Consider the following 14,561-nt stretch of genomic DNA (forward strand, 5'->3'; position numbering starts at 1 on the left):
AACCGTCAACGCCCCCGCGACGGCATCCAGTGGTGCACCGTGAAGTCCCCCCGTTCCAGCGTCTCGAACGGCGCACTGCCCAGACACTTGGCGACGCTGTTCTTCGGCAGACCGTCCAGCGCCCAGCTGTAGCCGAGCCGGTCCTTCGTACCCTTGGGGCCGCCGTCCAGCACCGTGAAACCGAACCGCTTGCCCCGGATGTCGCCGATCGACGGCACACCCTTGAAACTCTCCTCGGTCACCACTCCGGTCGCGACGGCGACCGGACCGCCGGTCAGCAGGCAGTCGATGCGGCCCTTGAAATATCCGCCCCAGTCCTTGCCCATATGGTGACTGACATAGAACGTGCCGTGGGCCTTCTCGGCGAAGCCATGGGCGTCGAAGGTGAAATGGACGTCGTCACCCGGGCGGCGCTTGAGCTTGCCGGAGCCGGTGAGTGAGGGCTCGTCGGCGGTCCGGGCCGTGGTTCCGCTCTCGTGTGCCGCCGCCGGGCCGGTGACGCCCAGGGTCAGCGCGGTCGCCGCGCAGGCGGTGAGGGCGGCGATGGAGAGCGTAAGGGAACGGCGCACTCGGCGCATCGCTACCTCCTGGGGAGATGGGGAGACGGGGAGAAGTGTGAACTCCGGTCCGGGGACCGGTCGTTCACAGCCTCTCCCGCGCCACCCGCCCGCACATCCCACCCAAGGAGGGCCGCTCTCCACCGTGCGGTGGAACGCCGGTCAGCCGCCGAACATGGCCCCCAGCCGCTTTCGGTCCGGCTTGCCCACCGAGGTGAGCGGGATCGAGGGCAGCAGGTGCACGCCCTCCGGCGCGTAAATGCGGCCTTTTCGAGCCGTGACGAACTCGCGGATCAGCGAGGGATCGGGGCGCTCGCCCGGCGCGGGCACGATCGCGGCGTGGACATGTTCCGCCGCGTCCTCGTCCTGGACGCCAAAGACCGCGCACTGGGCCACCGCCGGATGGCTGAGCAGGAGTTCCTCCACCTCGGAGGGGTAGACATGGCCGCCGACCACAATGATCTTCTCCTTGATCCGGTCAACGACGAACAGATAGCCGTTCTCGTCGAGGTAGCCGAGATCTCCCGTATACAGCCAGCCGTCCCGCAGCACCTCCGCCGTGGCGTCGGGCCGTTTCCAGTAGCCGGCCATCATGCCCGGGGTGCGCACCACGATCTCGCCCTGCTGTCCGGCGGGCAGGTCCGCGCCGGAGGGGTCGCGGACGACGATCTCCACGCCCGGCAGCGCCCGTCCCACAGTGACCCGGCCGTCCGGCCCGGTCACCGAGTGCTCATGCGGGGCGGCCTGGGTGATGGCCTGGGCCTCGGAGAGCCCGTACAGACCGTAGAGAACGGGGCCGAACGCCTCGGCCGCCTGCCGCAGCCGGGCCGGGGATGCGGCGCAGCCGCCGTAGGAGATCCGGCCCAGGGTGGACAGGTCGGTGCGGGGGAGGGCCGGGTGGTCCAGCAGCCGGTAGATCAGCGGCGGCAGCAGCCAGAGGTGGGTGATGCCCTCGCGTTCGACCGCGGCCAGCACCTCGCCGGGGTCGAAGTCCCGTTGCAGGACCACCGAACCGCCCTGTAGCAGCGCCGCGTCGGCGAACAGCCCGGCCAGATGGGCCAGTGGGGTGCAGGCCAGATAGCGGGGCGCCTCGCCGGCGCCCTCGAAGCGCATCTCCAGGGCCTCCCGGTAGGGGCCGTGGAGCGAGCGAATGCCCTTGGGAATGCCGGTGGTTCCGCCGGTGTGGCGGATGCACCAGTCGTCCTCCGGGCGCACCCGGACCGACGGGGGCCGCGCCTCCTGCCGGGCGGCGGCGGCCAGTACGTCCTCGGCGAAGGAGCTGGGCCCCAGGGCGAGCGCGGGCGGCAGGCCGGGCAGGGCGAGCAACTCCTTGGCCGCCGCGTGCCGTTCGCCGTCCACCAGTACCAGCACCGCCTCGACGCTTGCCACGATGCGGGCCATGGTCTCCGGGCTCATCCCGTCGTAGAGGCCCACCACCCGCGCCCCGGCGAGCCCGGCGGCGTAGCGGGCGGCGAGCGCCTCGGCGGTGTTGCCGGTGAGCAGGGTCACCGTGCTGCCATGGGTCACGCCCCGCTCGATGAGCTCCCCGGCGAGCCGCCAGGTGAGGTCGCGGAACTCGCCCGCGGTGATCCGCGCTCCATCGGCGGTGGTCACCGCGGTCCGCTCCGGTGCGGCCGACAGGGCGTCCAGGATGGCTGCGGGGTAACTGACAAAGTCATCACGGTCATTGGGGGAGGACACGCCGGGCTCCTGACGGTGAGTAGTGGGCTGCCGCACTTGACGTTACGCATGGCCGCTGATGCCTTCCACGACCAGTTCGGTCATGTGCTCATGCCGGGGCGGCCATAAGCGGCAGCTGCTCGATGGCCAGGTCACGGAAGTGCCGGGCGGCGGCGGACAGATAGGCGTCCCGGTGCCAGACCAGGGTGAGGGTGCGCCGGCAGTCCGCCGCGTCCAGGCGCACCCAGGCGACGGCGCCATGCCGGGGATGGCGGCGGGACATGTCGGGCAGCAGGCCGATGCCCAGTCCGGCGCTGATCAGGTCGGGGGTGGCGGCGGGCTCATCGCCCTCGCAGGTGATGACGGGGGCGAGCCCGGCCTCGGCGAACAGCCTCTCCAGCAGGGCGCGTTGCCAGTGTCCGGGGCGGGTGCTGACGACCGGCTCCCCGGCCAGCTCGGCCACCCGCACCCGCTCCCGACCGGCCAGCCGGTGCCCAAGCGGCACCACGAGCCACACCTCTTCCCGGAGCAGTTCCACCGAGCGGACCGTGGGGCCGGTCAGCGGCTGCGAGGCTATGCAGAAGTCCACCTCCCGGGCGCGCAGTTGGCGGCGCATCTCCTCGATGGGGGACTGGTGCAGGCGGACGGTCACACCCGGGTGACGGTTCTGGAAGCAGGACAGCAGCCCGGCGAGCGGCAGCAGGGTCTCGGCCGCGACCGCCACCGAGCCGCCCTGGTCCGCCCCGGCGGCGTCGGCGAGTTCCCGGCGCGCGTCATCGAGCTCGGCCAGGGCACGCTCCACCCGGCGCAGGAAGGCGGCGCCATGCCGGTTGAGCCGGATGCGCCGCCCCTGACGGTCGAAGAGCGGAACCCCCAGCTCACGCTCCAGCCGGATGATGGTCCGGCTCACCGAGGGCTGGGCAACACCGAGTTCGGCGGCGGCCCGGCTGATGTGCTCGTGGCGGGCGACGGTCCGGAAGTAGCGCAGGGACAGCAGATCCATGCCCGAAGTCTGGCCCCGTCAGGGGCGCGGGGCTCCGATGACCATGCGGCTCCGCCGCGTGGGCGCGATCAGCCAGGGGCGGCCGGCACCCGGAGCGCACACCCCACCCGGAAACCCCTACGCACTCCCTCCGGCCGCCGCCGCCAGTCCCCCCACCAGCAGCGCCGTGAACCCCCGCGCCCACTCGCCGTCCACCGGCTCCGCGCTCACCAGCGTGCGGTGCACCACCGCCCCCGCGATCACATCGAAGATCAGGTCCGCGGTGCGGGCGGCCAGTACCGGGTCGGGCTCATAGGGGAGTTCGCCGCGCTCCTGGGCGCGGGCGCGGCCCAGGAGTACCAGGTTCTTCTGGCGGTCCACGATCGCGGAGCGGATGCGTTCCCGCAGGGCCTCGTCGCGGGTGGATTCGGCGACCACGGCCATCAGCGCGGTCTTGGTCTCCGGCCGGTCCAGCAGGGCGGCGAACTGCCGTACCACGCCCTCGATATCGGCCCGCAGACTGCCCCGGTCCGGCAGTTCCAGGTGCTCGTCGAAGAGATCCGCCACCGCGTCCACCACCAGTTCGTTCTTGCCCGCCCAGCGGCGGTAGAGGGTGGTCTTGGCTACGCCGGCCCGGGCGGCGACCTCGCCCAGGGTGAGTTTGCCCCAGCCGAGTTCGACCAGGACCGTGCGCGTGGCGTCGAGGATCGCCCGGTCGGCCTCGGCGCTGCGCGGGCGGCCGGTGCGGCCTTGGGGACGGTTCATGGGCAGGGACCTTACTCCCGGGTAGGGGTGTGGGTATGAGGGAGATCACTCCCGCTGGAATGGCGAGGGGGGCTTGCCGGGAGAGTGGGGTGTGCAGTTACGCTACGGCTCGTAGCGTAAGAAGCGAGCGACAACCACGGTGCCGGGTGGGGACCCGGCGCAATCACAGCGAGCACCGCTACGAGCGAACGCCGATGGCGGACTTTCCGATTCACCGGGCGGAGGGGGGAGGATGGACTCATGCAGCCACGGAACATGTCCATGAGTGGAGTCGTTGACCTCGCCGCGGTGAAGGCCGCCGGGGAAGCCAAGCAGAAGGCGGAGCAGGCGCGGGCCGAAGCGGCACGCCGGGGCGGCACGCCGGCCGCCGGGGCGGGCCGGGTGGTGCTCGATGTGGACGAGGCCGGTTTCGAGCGGGAAGTCCTCCAGCGTTCTGCCGAGGTGCCCGTAGTCATCGACTTCTGGGCCGACTGGTGCGAGCCCTGCAAGCAGCTGGGCCCCCTGCTGGAGAAGCTGGCCAAGGAGTACGCGGGCCGGTTCGTCCTGGCCAAGGTGGATGTCGAGGCCAACCAGCTGCTGTTCCAGCAGTTCGGCGTGCAGTCCATCCCCGCCGTCTTCGCGGTGGTGGCCGGCCAGGCCCTGCCGCTGTTCCAGGGCGCCGCGCCCGAGGCACAGATCCGCCAGGTGCTGGACCAGCTGATCCAGGTCGCCGAGCAGCGCTTCGGCATCGTGGGCACCCCGGTGGAGCCGGGTGCGGAGGGCGAGGCCGAGCCGGCGCCGCGTCCGGCGAGCCCGCACGACCTGGCGCTGAGCGCCGCTCATGAGGCACTGGACCGGGGTGACCTGGGCGGTGCGATGCGGGCGTACAAGAATGTGCTCTCCGACGACCCGGCCAATGTGGAGGCCAAGATCGGCCTGGCGCAGGCCGAACTGCTCAGCCGCGTCCAGGCGCTGGACCCCCAGCAGGTGCGCAAGGCGGCGGCCGAGGCGCCGGGCGATGTCAAGGCGCAGATCGACGCGGCCGACCTGGATCTGGCCGGCGGTCATGTGGAGGACGCCTTCGGGCGGCTGCTGGATGTCGTCCGTCGCACGGCCGGTGAGGACCGGGACGCGGCGCGGGTGCGGCTGCTGGAGCTGTTCGATGTGGTCGGCCCCGAGGACCCCCGGGTGACGGCGGCGCGTACGGCGCTGTCCCGCGCCCTGTTCTAAGGGCGTCGTTCCGGCGGTGTCCCGCGCCCCCTGAGCCACTCAGGGCGCGGCATGCGTCGGTTATCAAATCTTAATAAGGTGACGGCCGTTACGGTCGGTAAGGAAAACCCGGGCTTGTGTCCGGGTTTTTCTGCTTTGCCGGGTGAAAGTCCGGCCACTCAGGGTGGCTGTCCGATGCGTCCCGGACTTCCCTTGGTTATCCGCGCGTTACTCGCTAGTAATGAACCTCTTGTGTACCGCCCCGGAATGGACCACGATCGGCGCATCTCGGTCCATCACCGTGGCGCGGCAGCCAGTCGGCGTACGGGAGTTGGGTCCCCACCGAGTGGGCCGGCGAGGTGTGCCGGTTCTTGGGACAGGGGGGTCGCCGCTCAACGGCGGTGCCTGTCCCGGAGGTTGCGCGAACCGGCGTGGCCAAGTGGTTGTCGCTCGGGGGTGATCGCCGCACGGCGGCGCTCTTCCTCCCGAGGACGTAGCACGTCTCCCACCCGAGGCGGGGTTCATCGGCCCGTACCTGGGGTGCACGTCCGAGAAGGAGGCAAGACATGAAGTCCCAGGCACGCGGTGGGACCAGATGGAAGCGGTTTGCAATCGTCATGGTGCCGAGTGTTGCGGCATCGGGTGCGGTCGCGGTCGCGATAGCGCAGGGCGCGCTTGCGGCGTCCTTCCAGGTTTCCGGCCAGCAGTTCCAGGTGACCGCCGGGCACATCCACGGCGAGGGGTTCACCCAGTACGGTTCGGTGGACCCCAACAAGAAGGGGCCCAACCCGGTCGCGGTGGTCGGGCTGAGCGACGCCGACATCAGCAGCCTGTGCCAGGCGGTCAACGTTCCCACCCCGTTCGGTGAGGTGGGCATGACCCTCAAGGCAGGTGACGGCGACACCAAGGTGCACGCCAAGGGCCTGTACATCGATGCCGACGACCTCCAGGTGCGCCAGGCGCAGTTCAACGACATCGACCTTGGTGTGGCGGCCGGCTCGACCAGCAAGGGCCCGGGGATCTCGGACGGCGACCGGAAGAAGACCTCCCCGGACTCCTTCGCCCAGCAGGCCAGGTCCGTGGACTTCGACGGGGTCAACCAGCGGGCCTGGGCCACCACGGCGGGATCGTTCACCCTGCCCGGCCTGCACATGGGCGTCAGCCTGGGCCATGCGGAGTGCAAGGTGCCCGGTAACTGATCCATTGGGCGCGGGAGTTGGCCTGCCGCCTCTCGCGCCCCTCCGGGCCGCCGGCTTGTAACACCGATCCACCAGTTCCGAGGAGCTGTTCACCATGAGCGCCGATACGCCATCACGACCGGCCCGCAGCTTCGGTGGCGCCCGCCGTTCGTTCCGGGACTGGCGCGGTCAACGCCCGTTCTGGGCGGGGCTGTGGACCCTGCTCGCGGGTGTGCCCATCATGTACATCCCCTACCAGACCGTTAAGTTCGGCGACTTGAGCATCCGGCTGGCCACCACCGCCGGCGCCGGTTCGCTGATCATCGGTGTGCTGCTGGTGGTGCTGGGACTGACCATGTGGTTCCAGAAGCACTCCCGGGTCTTCGCCGGGTTTGCCGCCATCCTGCTGGGGGTGGTTTCTCTGGTGGTCTCCAACTTCGGTGCCTTTCTGCTGGGCCTGCTGCCCGCGCTGATCGGCGGCGGGCTGGCGATCGCCTGGGCCCCGGGCAAGCCGGTGGAGGAGACGGCGGCCCCGGCGGGTGAGCCCGCGCCGACCGGCCCCTCGCTTGTGAAGGAGCCGAAGAGTGCCGAGTGAGGACGAGCAGCAGGATGCCCGGACCGGCGGGCGTCATGCCGGCCCGCGCAGACCCCTGAAGCCACTGCTGGCCAAGCTGCATATGCCCGCGGGCAAGGCGGTGGCGCTGGCGGCGATGCCGGGCGCGGTGCTGATGGGCATGGGGTTCACTCCCACGCTGGCCCAGGCCAAGCCCACCGATCCGCCCAACCCTTTCGGGGACGCGCTGTGCGCCACGGCCCCGGACAAGACGCCGGACCCGAGCGCGACACCGAGCGGCAGCCCGAGCGCCACCCCGGGCCAGAGCGCCACACCCCGTGAGAGCGCCGAGCCGAGCCGGACGCCGGAGCCATCGCCCACGGCCACCACGGACGAGGGCAAGGACGCGCGGCCCAGCCCGTCGCCGAGCCACACCCCGCAACGGCACGACGGCAAGACGCCGGCGCCGGACCGTACCCCCGCCGCCACACCGACCCCGACGCCCACTCCCACGGCCAAGGGCCCGGTCGGCCTGCCCCTGCCATCGCTGCCGGGGCTGCCCACGCTGCTGCCGCTGCCGGGACAGGAGACGTCCGCCAAGCCGACCGACCGGGCGACGGCACCGACGTCGGCCCCGGCTCCCGGCGAGAGCCCGTCCCCCTCCGGTCCGGCGGCGCAGAAGCCGCGGCCGACCGCCGAGCCCTCCCGGACCCCCGCCGCGCCGAGCGAGTCGCCGTCCGCCTCCGCGTCGCCCTCGCCCTCCGCCAGTCCTGGCGAGAGCGCGTCACCGACGCCGGACGCCACCAAGACGCCCAAGCCGTGCCCGAGCGCCACCGCCAAGGCGAACGGCTCCCAGTTCCCCGATCAGCCCTGGTACCTGGAGACCACCAAGCTCACCCTGACCTGGCTGACCTACCAGGGCATAGTGGACGTCACCACGGTCGGCGGACAGCACAAGAAGGCGCTCAAGTTCACCGCCAGCGCCATCGACATCCACAACCTGCACCAGATCGTCAATGGCAAGGGCTTTGAGTACCATGTCACCGGCTATGGCGATACGCCCACCTTCCGGGGCGGCCAAGTCACCCTCTACACCGAGGAGTTGAAGGGCAAGCTGCTGGGCCTGGACACCCCGCTGACCAGGGTGGACTACTCGCCCTCCAGTCCGCCCCCGCTGATCCCGGGCCTGCCGCTGCCGATTCCGATCTGGTTCACGGATGTGAAGCTGCGCCAGTCGGGGCAGTTCGGCGGCAACCTCACGGTGCCCAATATGCATGTCTATCTGACGCCGGGCACTTATTCGTAGGCCCCCGCATACGGCCGTGGCCGCCACCCCTCAACAGGGGCGGCGGCCACGGCCGTTGGTGCGGGAACTCTTAGTTGTTCTCGCCCAGGTGGTGCACCCGCACCATGTTGGTGGTGCCGGGAACCCCGGGCGGGGAGCCGGCGGTGATGATCATGGTGTCGCCCTCGTTGTAGCGGTTGAGCTTGAGCAGCTCGGCGTCCACCAGGTCCACCATGGCGTCGGTGTTGTCCACATGGGGGACCACAAAGGTCTCCACGCCCCAGCTCAGGGTGAGCTGGTTGCAGGTGGCCGGATCGGTGGTGAAGGCCAGGATGGGCTGCTCGGCGCGGTAGCGGCACAGGCGGCGGGCGGTGTCGCCGGACTTGGTGAAGGCCACCAGCGCCTTGCCGCCGAGGAAGTCGGCGATCTCGCAGGCCGCACGGGCCACCGAACCGCCCTGGGTGCGCGGCTTCTTGCCCGGGACCAGGGGCTGCAGGCCCTTGGAGAGCAGCTCCTGCTCGGCGGCCTCGACAATGCGGGACATCGTCTTGACGGTCTCGATGGGGTACGCGCCCACCGAGGACTCCGCGGAGAGCATCACCGCGTCGGCCCCGTCCAGGATGGCGTTGGCGACGTCCGAGGCCTCGGCGCGGGTGGGACGGGAGTTGGTGATCATCGACTCCATCATCTGGGTCGCCACGATCACCGGCTTGGCGTTGCGGCGGCACATCTCGATGAGCCGCTTCTGCACCATCGGGACCTTCTCCAGCGGGTACTCCACCGCCAGGTCGCCACGGGCCACCATCACACCGTCGAAGGCCATCACGACCTCCGCCATGTTCTCCACGGCCTGCGGCTTCTCCACCTTGGCGATCACCGGGACCCGGCGGCCGACCTCGTCCATGACGCGGTGGACGTCCTGGACGTCCTTGGCGTCGCGGACGAAGGACAGGGCGACCATGTCGCAGCCCATCGCGAGCGCGAACTTCAGGTCCTCGACGTCCTTCTCGGACAGCGCCGGGACGTTCACCGCCGCACCGGGCAGGTTGATGCCCTTGTGGTCGGAGATGACGCCGCCCTCGATGACGATGGTCTTCACCCGCGGGCCGTCCACCTCGGTGACGCGCAGCTCGACATTGCCGTCGTTGATCAGGATCTGGTCGCCCTTGGCGACGTCACCGGGCAGGCCCTTGTAGGTGGTGCCGCAGATCGTCTTGTCGCCGGGCACATCCTCCACGGTGATGGTGAACTCATCACCGCGCACCAGCTCCACCGGACCGTCCGCGAAGGTCTCCAGGCGGATCTTGGGGCCCTGGAGGTCGGCCAGCACGCCCACCGCGCGGCCGGTCGCCTCGGCCGCCTGGCGCAGCCGGTCGTAGCGGCCCTGGTGCTCCTCGTGAGTCCCGTGGCTCATGTTGAAACGGGCCACGTTCATACCGGCCTCGATCAGCGTCTTGAGCTTCTCGAAGGAGTCAACGGCAGGGCCCAGGGTGCAGACGATTTTGGAACGGCGCATGGGGCGATCCTATCGGTTTGTTTCAGAGCGGAATATTCGAGCTGTGGGAACGTACGGCGAACTGTGGTGGATCAGGCGGTGACCAGGGCGTACACCTGGGTGGCGATCTCCAGCTCCTCATCGGTGGGCACCACCGCCACGGCTACCCGGGAGCCGGCGGGGGAGACCAGCCGGGCCGAACCGGAGTGCTCGGCGTTGAGCCCGGCGTCCACCGCCAGGCCCAGCTCCTCCAGACCGGCGATGGCGGCCTCGCGCACCGGGGCCGCGTTCTCGCCCACCCCGGCGGTGAAGGCCACCGCGTCCACCCGGCCCAGCACCGCGTAGTAGGCGCCGATGTACTTCTTCAGCCGGTGCACATAGATGTCGAAGGCCAGCTTCGCCCGCTCGTCGCCCTCGTCGATGCGCCGGCGGATCTCGCGCATGTCGTTGTCGCCGCACAGTCCGATCAGACCGCTCTTCTTGTTCAGCAGCGAGTCGATCTCGTCGATGGACATCGAGGCATTGCGCGCCAGGTGGAAGATCACCGCCGGGTCCAGGTCACCGGAGCGGGTGCCCATCACCAGGCCCTCCAGCGGGGTCAGGCCCATGGAGGTGTCCACACAGCGGCCACCGGCCACCGCCGTGGCGGAGGCCCCGTTGCCCAGGTGCAGCACGATCACATTGACCTCGGACGGGTCCTTGCCCAGCAGCTCCGCGGTCTTGCGGGAGACATAGGCGTGCGAGGTGCCATGGAAGCCGTAGCGGCGCACCCGGTAGGCGTCCGCGGTGGCCACATCGATGGCGTAGCGGGCGGCGTGCTCCGGCATGGTGGTGTGGAAGGCGGTGTCGAACACGGCCACCTGCGGCAGATCGGGGCGCAGCGCCATGGCGGTACGGATGCCGGTGAGGTTGGCCGGGTTGTGCAGCGGGGCCACCGGGATCAGCCGCTCGATCTCGGCCAGCACCTCATCGGTGATCAGCGTGGGCTCGGTGAACTGCTTGCCGCCGTGCACCACCCGGTGGCCGATGGCCGCCAGCTCGGGGGAGTCCAGCCCCAGCCCGTCGGCGGCCAGCTCGGCGGCGACCGCCTGGAGGGCGGCGGAGTGGTCGGCGATGGGCGCCTCCTGCTCGCGCTTGTCGCCGCCCGTGGCCAGCGGGGTGTGCACCAGGCGCGAGGTCTGCTCCCCGATGCGCTCGACCAGGCCGGCCGCCAGCCGGGCGCCGTCGGCCATGTCGAGCAGCTGGTACTTCACCGAGGAGGAGCCGGAGTTGAGGACGAGGACTCGGGTGCCGTTGGCAGTCATGCGGTGCTTTCCATAAGGGCAGTTGGGGAGGGAAACGGGCAACGGGCCCATCGCGCCGGGGCGATGGGCCCGTGGGGCCGTCAGGGTTCGACGCGCTCGCCGCGCTGCTCGCCCTGGGCCTGGATGGCCGTAATGGCCACGGTGTTGACGATGTCCTGCACCAGCGCACCGCGCGAGAGGTCGTTGACCGGCTTGCGCAGACCCTGCAGGACGGGGCCGACGGCGACCGCTCCGGCGGAGCGCTGGACGGCCTTGTAGGTGTTGTTGCCGGTGTTGAGGTCCGGGAAGACCAGCACCGTGGCCTTGCCGGCCACCTCCGAGCCGGGCAGCTTGGTGGCGGCCACCGCCGCGTCCACCGCGGCGTCGTACTGGATGGGGCCCTCCACCAGCAGGTCCGGACGGCGCTCCCGGACGATCTCGGTGGCCCGGCGGACCTTGTCCACATCGGCGCCGGAGCCGGAGGTCCCGGTGGAGTAGGACAGCATGGCGATCCTCGGCTCCACCCCGAACTGCTGGGCGGTGCCCGCGGACTGGATGGCGATATCGGCCAGCTGCTCGGCGTTGGGGTCGGGGTTGACCGCGCAGTCGCCGTACACCAGCACCCGGTCGGCCAGGCACATAAAGAACACCGAGGACACGATCTGGGCGTCCGGCGCGGTCTTGATGATCTCGAAGGCCGGGCGGATGGTGGCGGCGGTGGAGTGCACCGCGCCGGAGACCATGCCGTCGGCCAGCCCCTCCTGGACCATCAGGGTGCCGAAGTAGGAGACATCGGCGACCACATCGTGCGCCAGCTCCACGGTCATGCCCTTGTGGGCGCGGGCGGCGGCGTAGATCTCGGCGAAGCGCTCCCGCAGCGGCGAGGTCTGCGGGTCGATCAGCTGTGCCTCGCCCAGGTCGATGCCCAGGTCGGCGGCGCGCTTGCGGATGGCGTCCGCCTCGCCCAGCAGGGTCAGATCGCAGACGTCCCGGCGCAGCAGGACATCGGCGGCGCGCAGCACCCGGTCCTCGGTGCCCTCCGGCAGCACCACCCGGCGGCGGGCGGAGCGGGAGCGCTCGATCAGCTTGTGCTCGAACATCATCGGGGTGACCCGGGGCGTGGCGGCGACCGAGATCCGCTCGGTCAGGGCGGCGGTGTCCACATGCCGCTCGAACAGGCCCAGCGCGGTCTCCGCCTTGCGCGGCGAGGTGCCGTCCAGCTTGCCCTCGATGGCGAACAGCTCGGCGGCGGTGGGGAAGGAGCCCTCCGGCACCGAGGCCACCGGGGTGCCCGGGGCCAGCCGGTCGGCCAGCGCCAGGATCTCCGGGCCGGGCTTCTGGTCCAGGGTGAGCAGCACACCGGCGATCGGCGGGGCGCCCGCGCTGTGCGCGGCCAGCGCGCCCAGGATCAGGTCCACCCGGTCGCCGGGGGTCACCACCAGACAGCCGTCGGTCAGCGCGGGCAGGAAGACGGGCAGCATGGCGCCGCCGAACACAAAGTCCTTGGCGTCCCGGGCCAGGCCCGCGTCATCGCCCAGCAGCACCTCGGCGTCCAGCTTGCGGACGATCTGCGCCACGGTGGGCGCGGAGAGAGTGGCGTCCTCGGGCAGGGCGTAGCAGGGCACCGGCAGGCTGGCGGTGAGCCGCTCGGCTATCGACTCCCGGTCGCCCGGGGCGACCCGGTTGACCACCAGGGCCACCACATCGCAGCCCAGCGCCTGGTAGGCGCGGTAGGCGTTACGGGCCTCGGCGCGCACCGACTCGGCCGTCTGGTTCTGGCCGCCCACCACGGTGATCACCGAGGCGCCGAACTCATTGGCCAGCCGGGCGTTGAGGGCCAGCTCGTCGGGGAGGTTGGAGCCCACATAGTCGGTGCCCAGCACCAGGACGTACTCATACTCCCGGGCCACCGCCAGATAGCGCTCCACCAGGTGGGAGACCAGCTCGTCGGTGCCGCGCTCGGCCTGGAGGGCGGAGGCCTCGGCATAGCTGAGGCCATAGACGCTTTCGGGGGACTGGGTCAGCCGGTAGCGGGCCCGCAGCAGGCCGAAGAGGAGGTCCGGCCCGTCACCGTGGACCAGCGGCCGGAACACCCCGACCCGGTCCACATGGCGGGTCAGGAGCTCCATGACTCCCAGCTCGATGACCTGGCGGCCGTCTCCCCGGTCGGTCCCGGTCACGTACACGCTGCGCGTCACGCGTGCTCTCCTCTTCCATGGCTGGCTGTCGTTGTGCCCGAGCCTGCTCGGCCTGTGCCTGCTCGGCCTGTGAAATTACCCGATAGGGTGGGCTTGCCCTCTTGACAATACCTGCGACCGTGGATAAGGCGCGCGTCAGGCGGGTGACCATGGATGCGGCAGCACCGGCGGGCCCATGGAACAATCGGGTCCGGCTCACAGGTACCAGTAGCGAGCAGGAGACACAGCACGATGCGCATCGGAGTCCTCACCGCGGGCGGCGACTGCCCTGGCCTGAACGCTGTCATCCGCTCGGTGGTACACCGGGCGCTGGTGGAGCACGGTGACGAGGTCATCGGCTTCGAGGACGGCTTCAAGGGCCTGCTGGAAGGACGCTTCCGCAAGCTCGATCTGGACGCGGTCAGCGGCATCCTGGCCCGCGGCGGCACCATCCTGGGCTCGGCCCGCCTGGAGCGCGCCCGGCTGCGCGAGGCCTGTGAGACCGCCAAGGACTTCTCCCGTGAGTACGGGATCGACGCCCTGATCCCGATCGGCGGCGAGGGCACCCTGACCGCCGCCCGGATGCTCTCCGAGGCCGGCCTGCCCGTGGTGGGCGTGCCCAAGACCATCGACAACGACATCTCCTCCACCGACCGCACCTTTGGCTTCGACACGGCCGTCGGCGTCGCCACCGAGGCCATCGACCGGCTGAAGACCACCGCCGAGTCCCACCAGCGGGTGATGGTCGTCGAGGTGATGGGCCGCCACGCCGGCTGGATCGCCCTGGAGTCCGGCATGGCCGGCGGTGCCCATGGCATCTGCCTGCCGGAGCGCGCCTTCGACCCGGCCGATCTGGTGTCGATGGTCGAGGAACGCTTCGCCCGGGGCAAGAAGTTCGCGGTGATCTGTGTGGCCGAGGGCGCGCACCCGGCCGAGGGCACCATGGACTACGCCAAGGGCGCCATAGACCAGTTCGGACATGAGCGCTTCGCCGGGATCGGCACCAAGCTGGCCGGTGAGCTGGAGCGCCGGCTGGGCAAGGAGGCCCGCCCGGTCATCCTGGGCCACGTCCAGCGCGGCGGCACGCCCACCGCATACGACCGGGTGCTGGCCACGCGCTTCGGCTGGCACGCGGTGGAGGCCGCGCACCGTGGCGAGTTCGGGATGATGACCGCGCTGCGCGGTACGCAGATCACGATGGTGCCGCTGGCCGACGCGATCACCGAGCTCAAGCGGGTGCCGGAGGACCGGATGGACGAGGCGGAGTCCGTCTTCTAGGGGCCCCCGCCAGGGGCGCGGGGCCCAGACGATATGCGGCTCCGCCGCGTGGGCGCGACCAACCCCCACCGGCCCGCAGCAAAGCAGAGCGGCCCCATGCCGTCGGTCACTTGTCGTGTGCGGGCCGTGGGTGGCTGGTC

The 14,561-nt window shown here is 70.8% G+C and carries 12 protein-coding genes; 5 read left to right on the plus strand and 7 right to left on the minus strand.

Annotation, left to right across the window (positions count from 1 at the left end; genetic code table 11):
* Positions 1 to 5: 5 nt before the first annotated feature.
* The 4 genes from CV755_RS29675 to CV755_RS29690 form a co-directional block, all read right to left on the minus strand.
* Positions 6 to 578: a hypothetical protein gene (locus tag CV755_RS29675; protein ID WP_109283320.1), complete on the minus strand. Its 573-nt coding sequence runs from the start codon at positions 576 to 578 to the stop codon at positions 6 to 8.
* A 141-nt stretch (positions 579 to 719) separates the two neighbouring features.
* Positions 720 to 2,258, minus strand: coding sequence for an AMP-binding protein (locus CV755_RS29680; RefSeq protein ID WP_109283321.1), 1,539 nt, complete (start codon positions 2,256 to 2,258; stop codon positions 720 to 722).
* Positions 2,259 to 2,346: 88 nt separating this feature from the next.
* Positions 2,347 to 3,240, minus strand: a complete 894-nt coding sequence (locus tag CV755_RS29685) for a LysR family transcriptional regulator (protein ID WP_109283322.1) — start codon at positions 3,238 to 3,240, stop codon at positions 2,347 to 2,349.
* 117 nt (positions 3,241 to 3,357) lie between these two features.
* A complete protein-coding gene (locus tag CV755_RS29690) occupies positions 3,358 to 3,984 on the minus strand; it encodes a TetR/AcrR family transcriptional regulator (RefSeq protein WP_109283323.1) in 627 nt (208 codons plus the stop codon).
* Positions 3,985 to 4,224: 240 nt separating this feature from the next.
* Here CV755_RS29690 and CV755_RS29695 point away from each other — a divergent pair, with 240 nt between their 5' ends.
* The 4 genes from CV755_RS29695 (at position 4,225) to CV755_RS29715 (ending at position 8,209) form a co-directional block, all read left to right on the plus strand.
* The gene (locus CV755_RS29695) at positions 4,225 to 5,193 is read left to right on the plus strand and encodes a tetratricopeptide repeat protein (protein ID WP_109283324.1); all 969 of its coding nucleotides are present in this window, start codon (positions 4,225 to 4,227) and stop codon (positions 5,191 to 5,193) included.
* A 545-nt stretch (positions 5,194 to 5,738) separates the two neighbouring features.
* On the plus strand, positions 5,739 to 6,371 hold the full coding sequence (locus CV755_RS29705) for a DUF6230 family protein (protein WP_109283325.1): 633 nt from the start codon (positions 5,739 to 5,741) through the stop codon (positions 6,369 to 6,371).
* 94 nt (positions 6,372 to 6,465) lie between these two features.
* Positions 6,466 to 6,945, plus strand: coding sequence for a DUF6114 domain-containing protein (locus CV755_RS29710; RefSeq protein ID WP_109283326.1), 480 nt, complete (start codon positions 6,466 to 6,468; stop codon positions 6,943 to 6,945).
* Positions 6,935 to 8,209, plus strand: a complete 1,275-nt coding sequence (locus tag CV755_RS29715) for a hypothetical protein (RefSeq protein ID WP_109283327.1) — start codon at positions 6,935 to 6,937, stop codon at positions 8,207 to 8,209. Before CV755_RS29710 ends, CV755_RS29715 begins: the two co-directional genes overlap by 11 nt.
* Positions 8,210 to 8,279: 70 nt before the next feature.
* Here the strand turns inward: CV755_RS29715 and pyk are convergent, their stop codons facing one another.
* The 3 genes from pyk to pta all read right to left on the minus strand — a co-directional run bounded on the left by pyk (position 8,280) and on the right by pta (position 13,164).
* The gene (gene pyk / locus CV755_RS29720; RefSeq protein WP_109283328.1) at positions 8,280 to 9,704 is read right to left on the minus strand and encodes a pyruvate kinase; all 1,425 of its coding nucleotides are present in this window, start codon (positions 9,702 to 9,704) and stop codon (positions 8,280 to 8,282) included.
* A 71-nt stretch (positions 9,705 to 9,775) separates the two neighbouring features.
* Positions 9,776 to 10,987 carry an acetate kinase gene (locus CV755_RS29725; RefSeq protein WP_109283329.1) on the minus strand — a complete coding sequence of 404 codons (1,212 nt, stop codon included), beginning with the start codon at positions 10,985 to 10,987 and terminating at the stop codon, positions 9,776 to 9,778.
* Positions 10,988 to 11,067: 80 nt separating this feature from the next.
* Positions 11,068 to 13,164, minus strand: a complete 2,097-nt coding sequence (pta, locus tag CV755_RS29730; RefSeq protein WP_109283330.1) for a phosphate acetyltransferase — start codon at positions 13,162 to 13,164, stop codon at positions 11,068 to 11,070.
* Positions 13,165 to 13,395: 231 nt separating this feature from the next.
* Here pta and CV755_RS29735 point away from each other — a divergent pair, with 231 nt between their 5' ends.
* Positions 13,396 to 14,421, plus strand: a complete 1,026-nt coding sequence (locus tag CV755_RS29735; protein WP_109283331.1) for an ATP-dependent 6-phosphofructokinase — start codon at positions 13,396 to 13,398, stop codon at positions 14,419 to 14,421.
* Positions 14,422 to 14,561 lie beyond the last annotated feature (140 nt).

The sequence above is a fragment of the Streptomyces orinoci genome (assembly GCF_003121295.1).
GTDB lineage: Bacteria > Actinomycetota > Actinomycetes > Streptomycetales > Streptomycetaceae > Streptomyces > Streptomyces orinoci.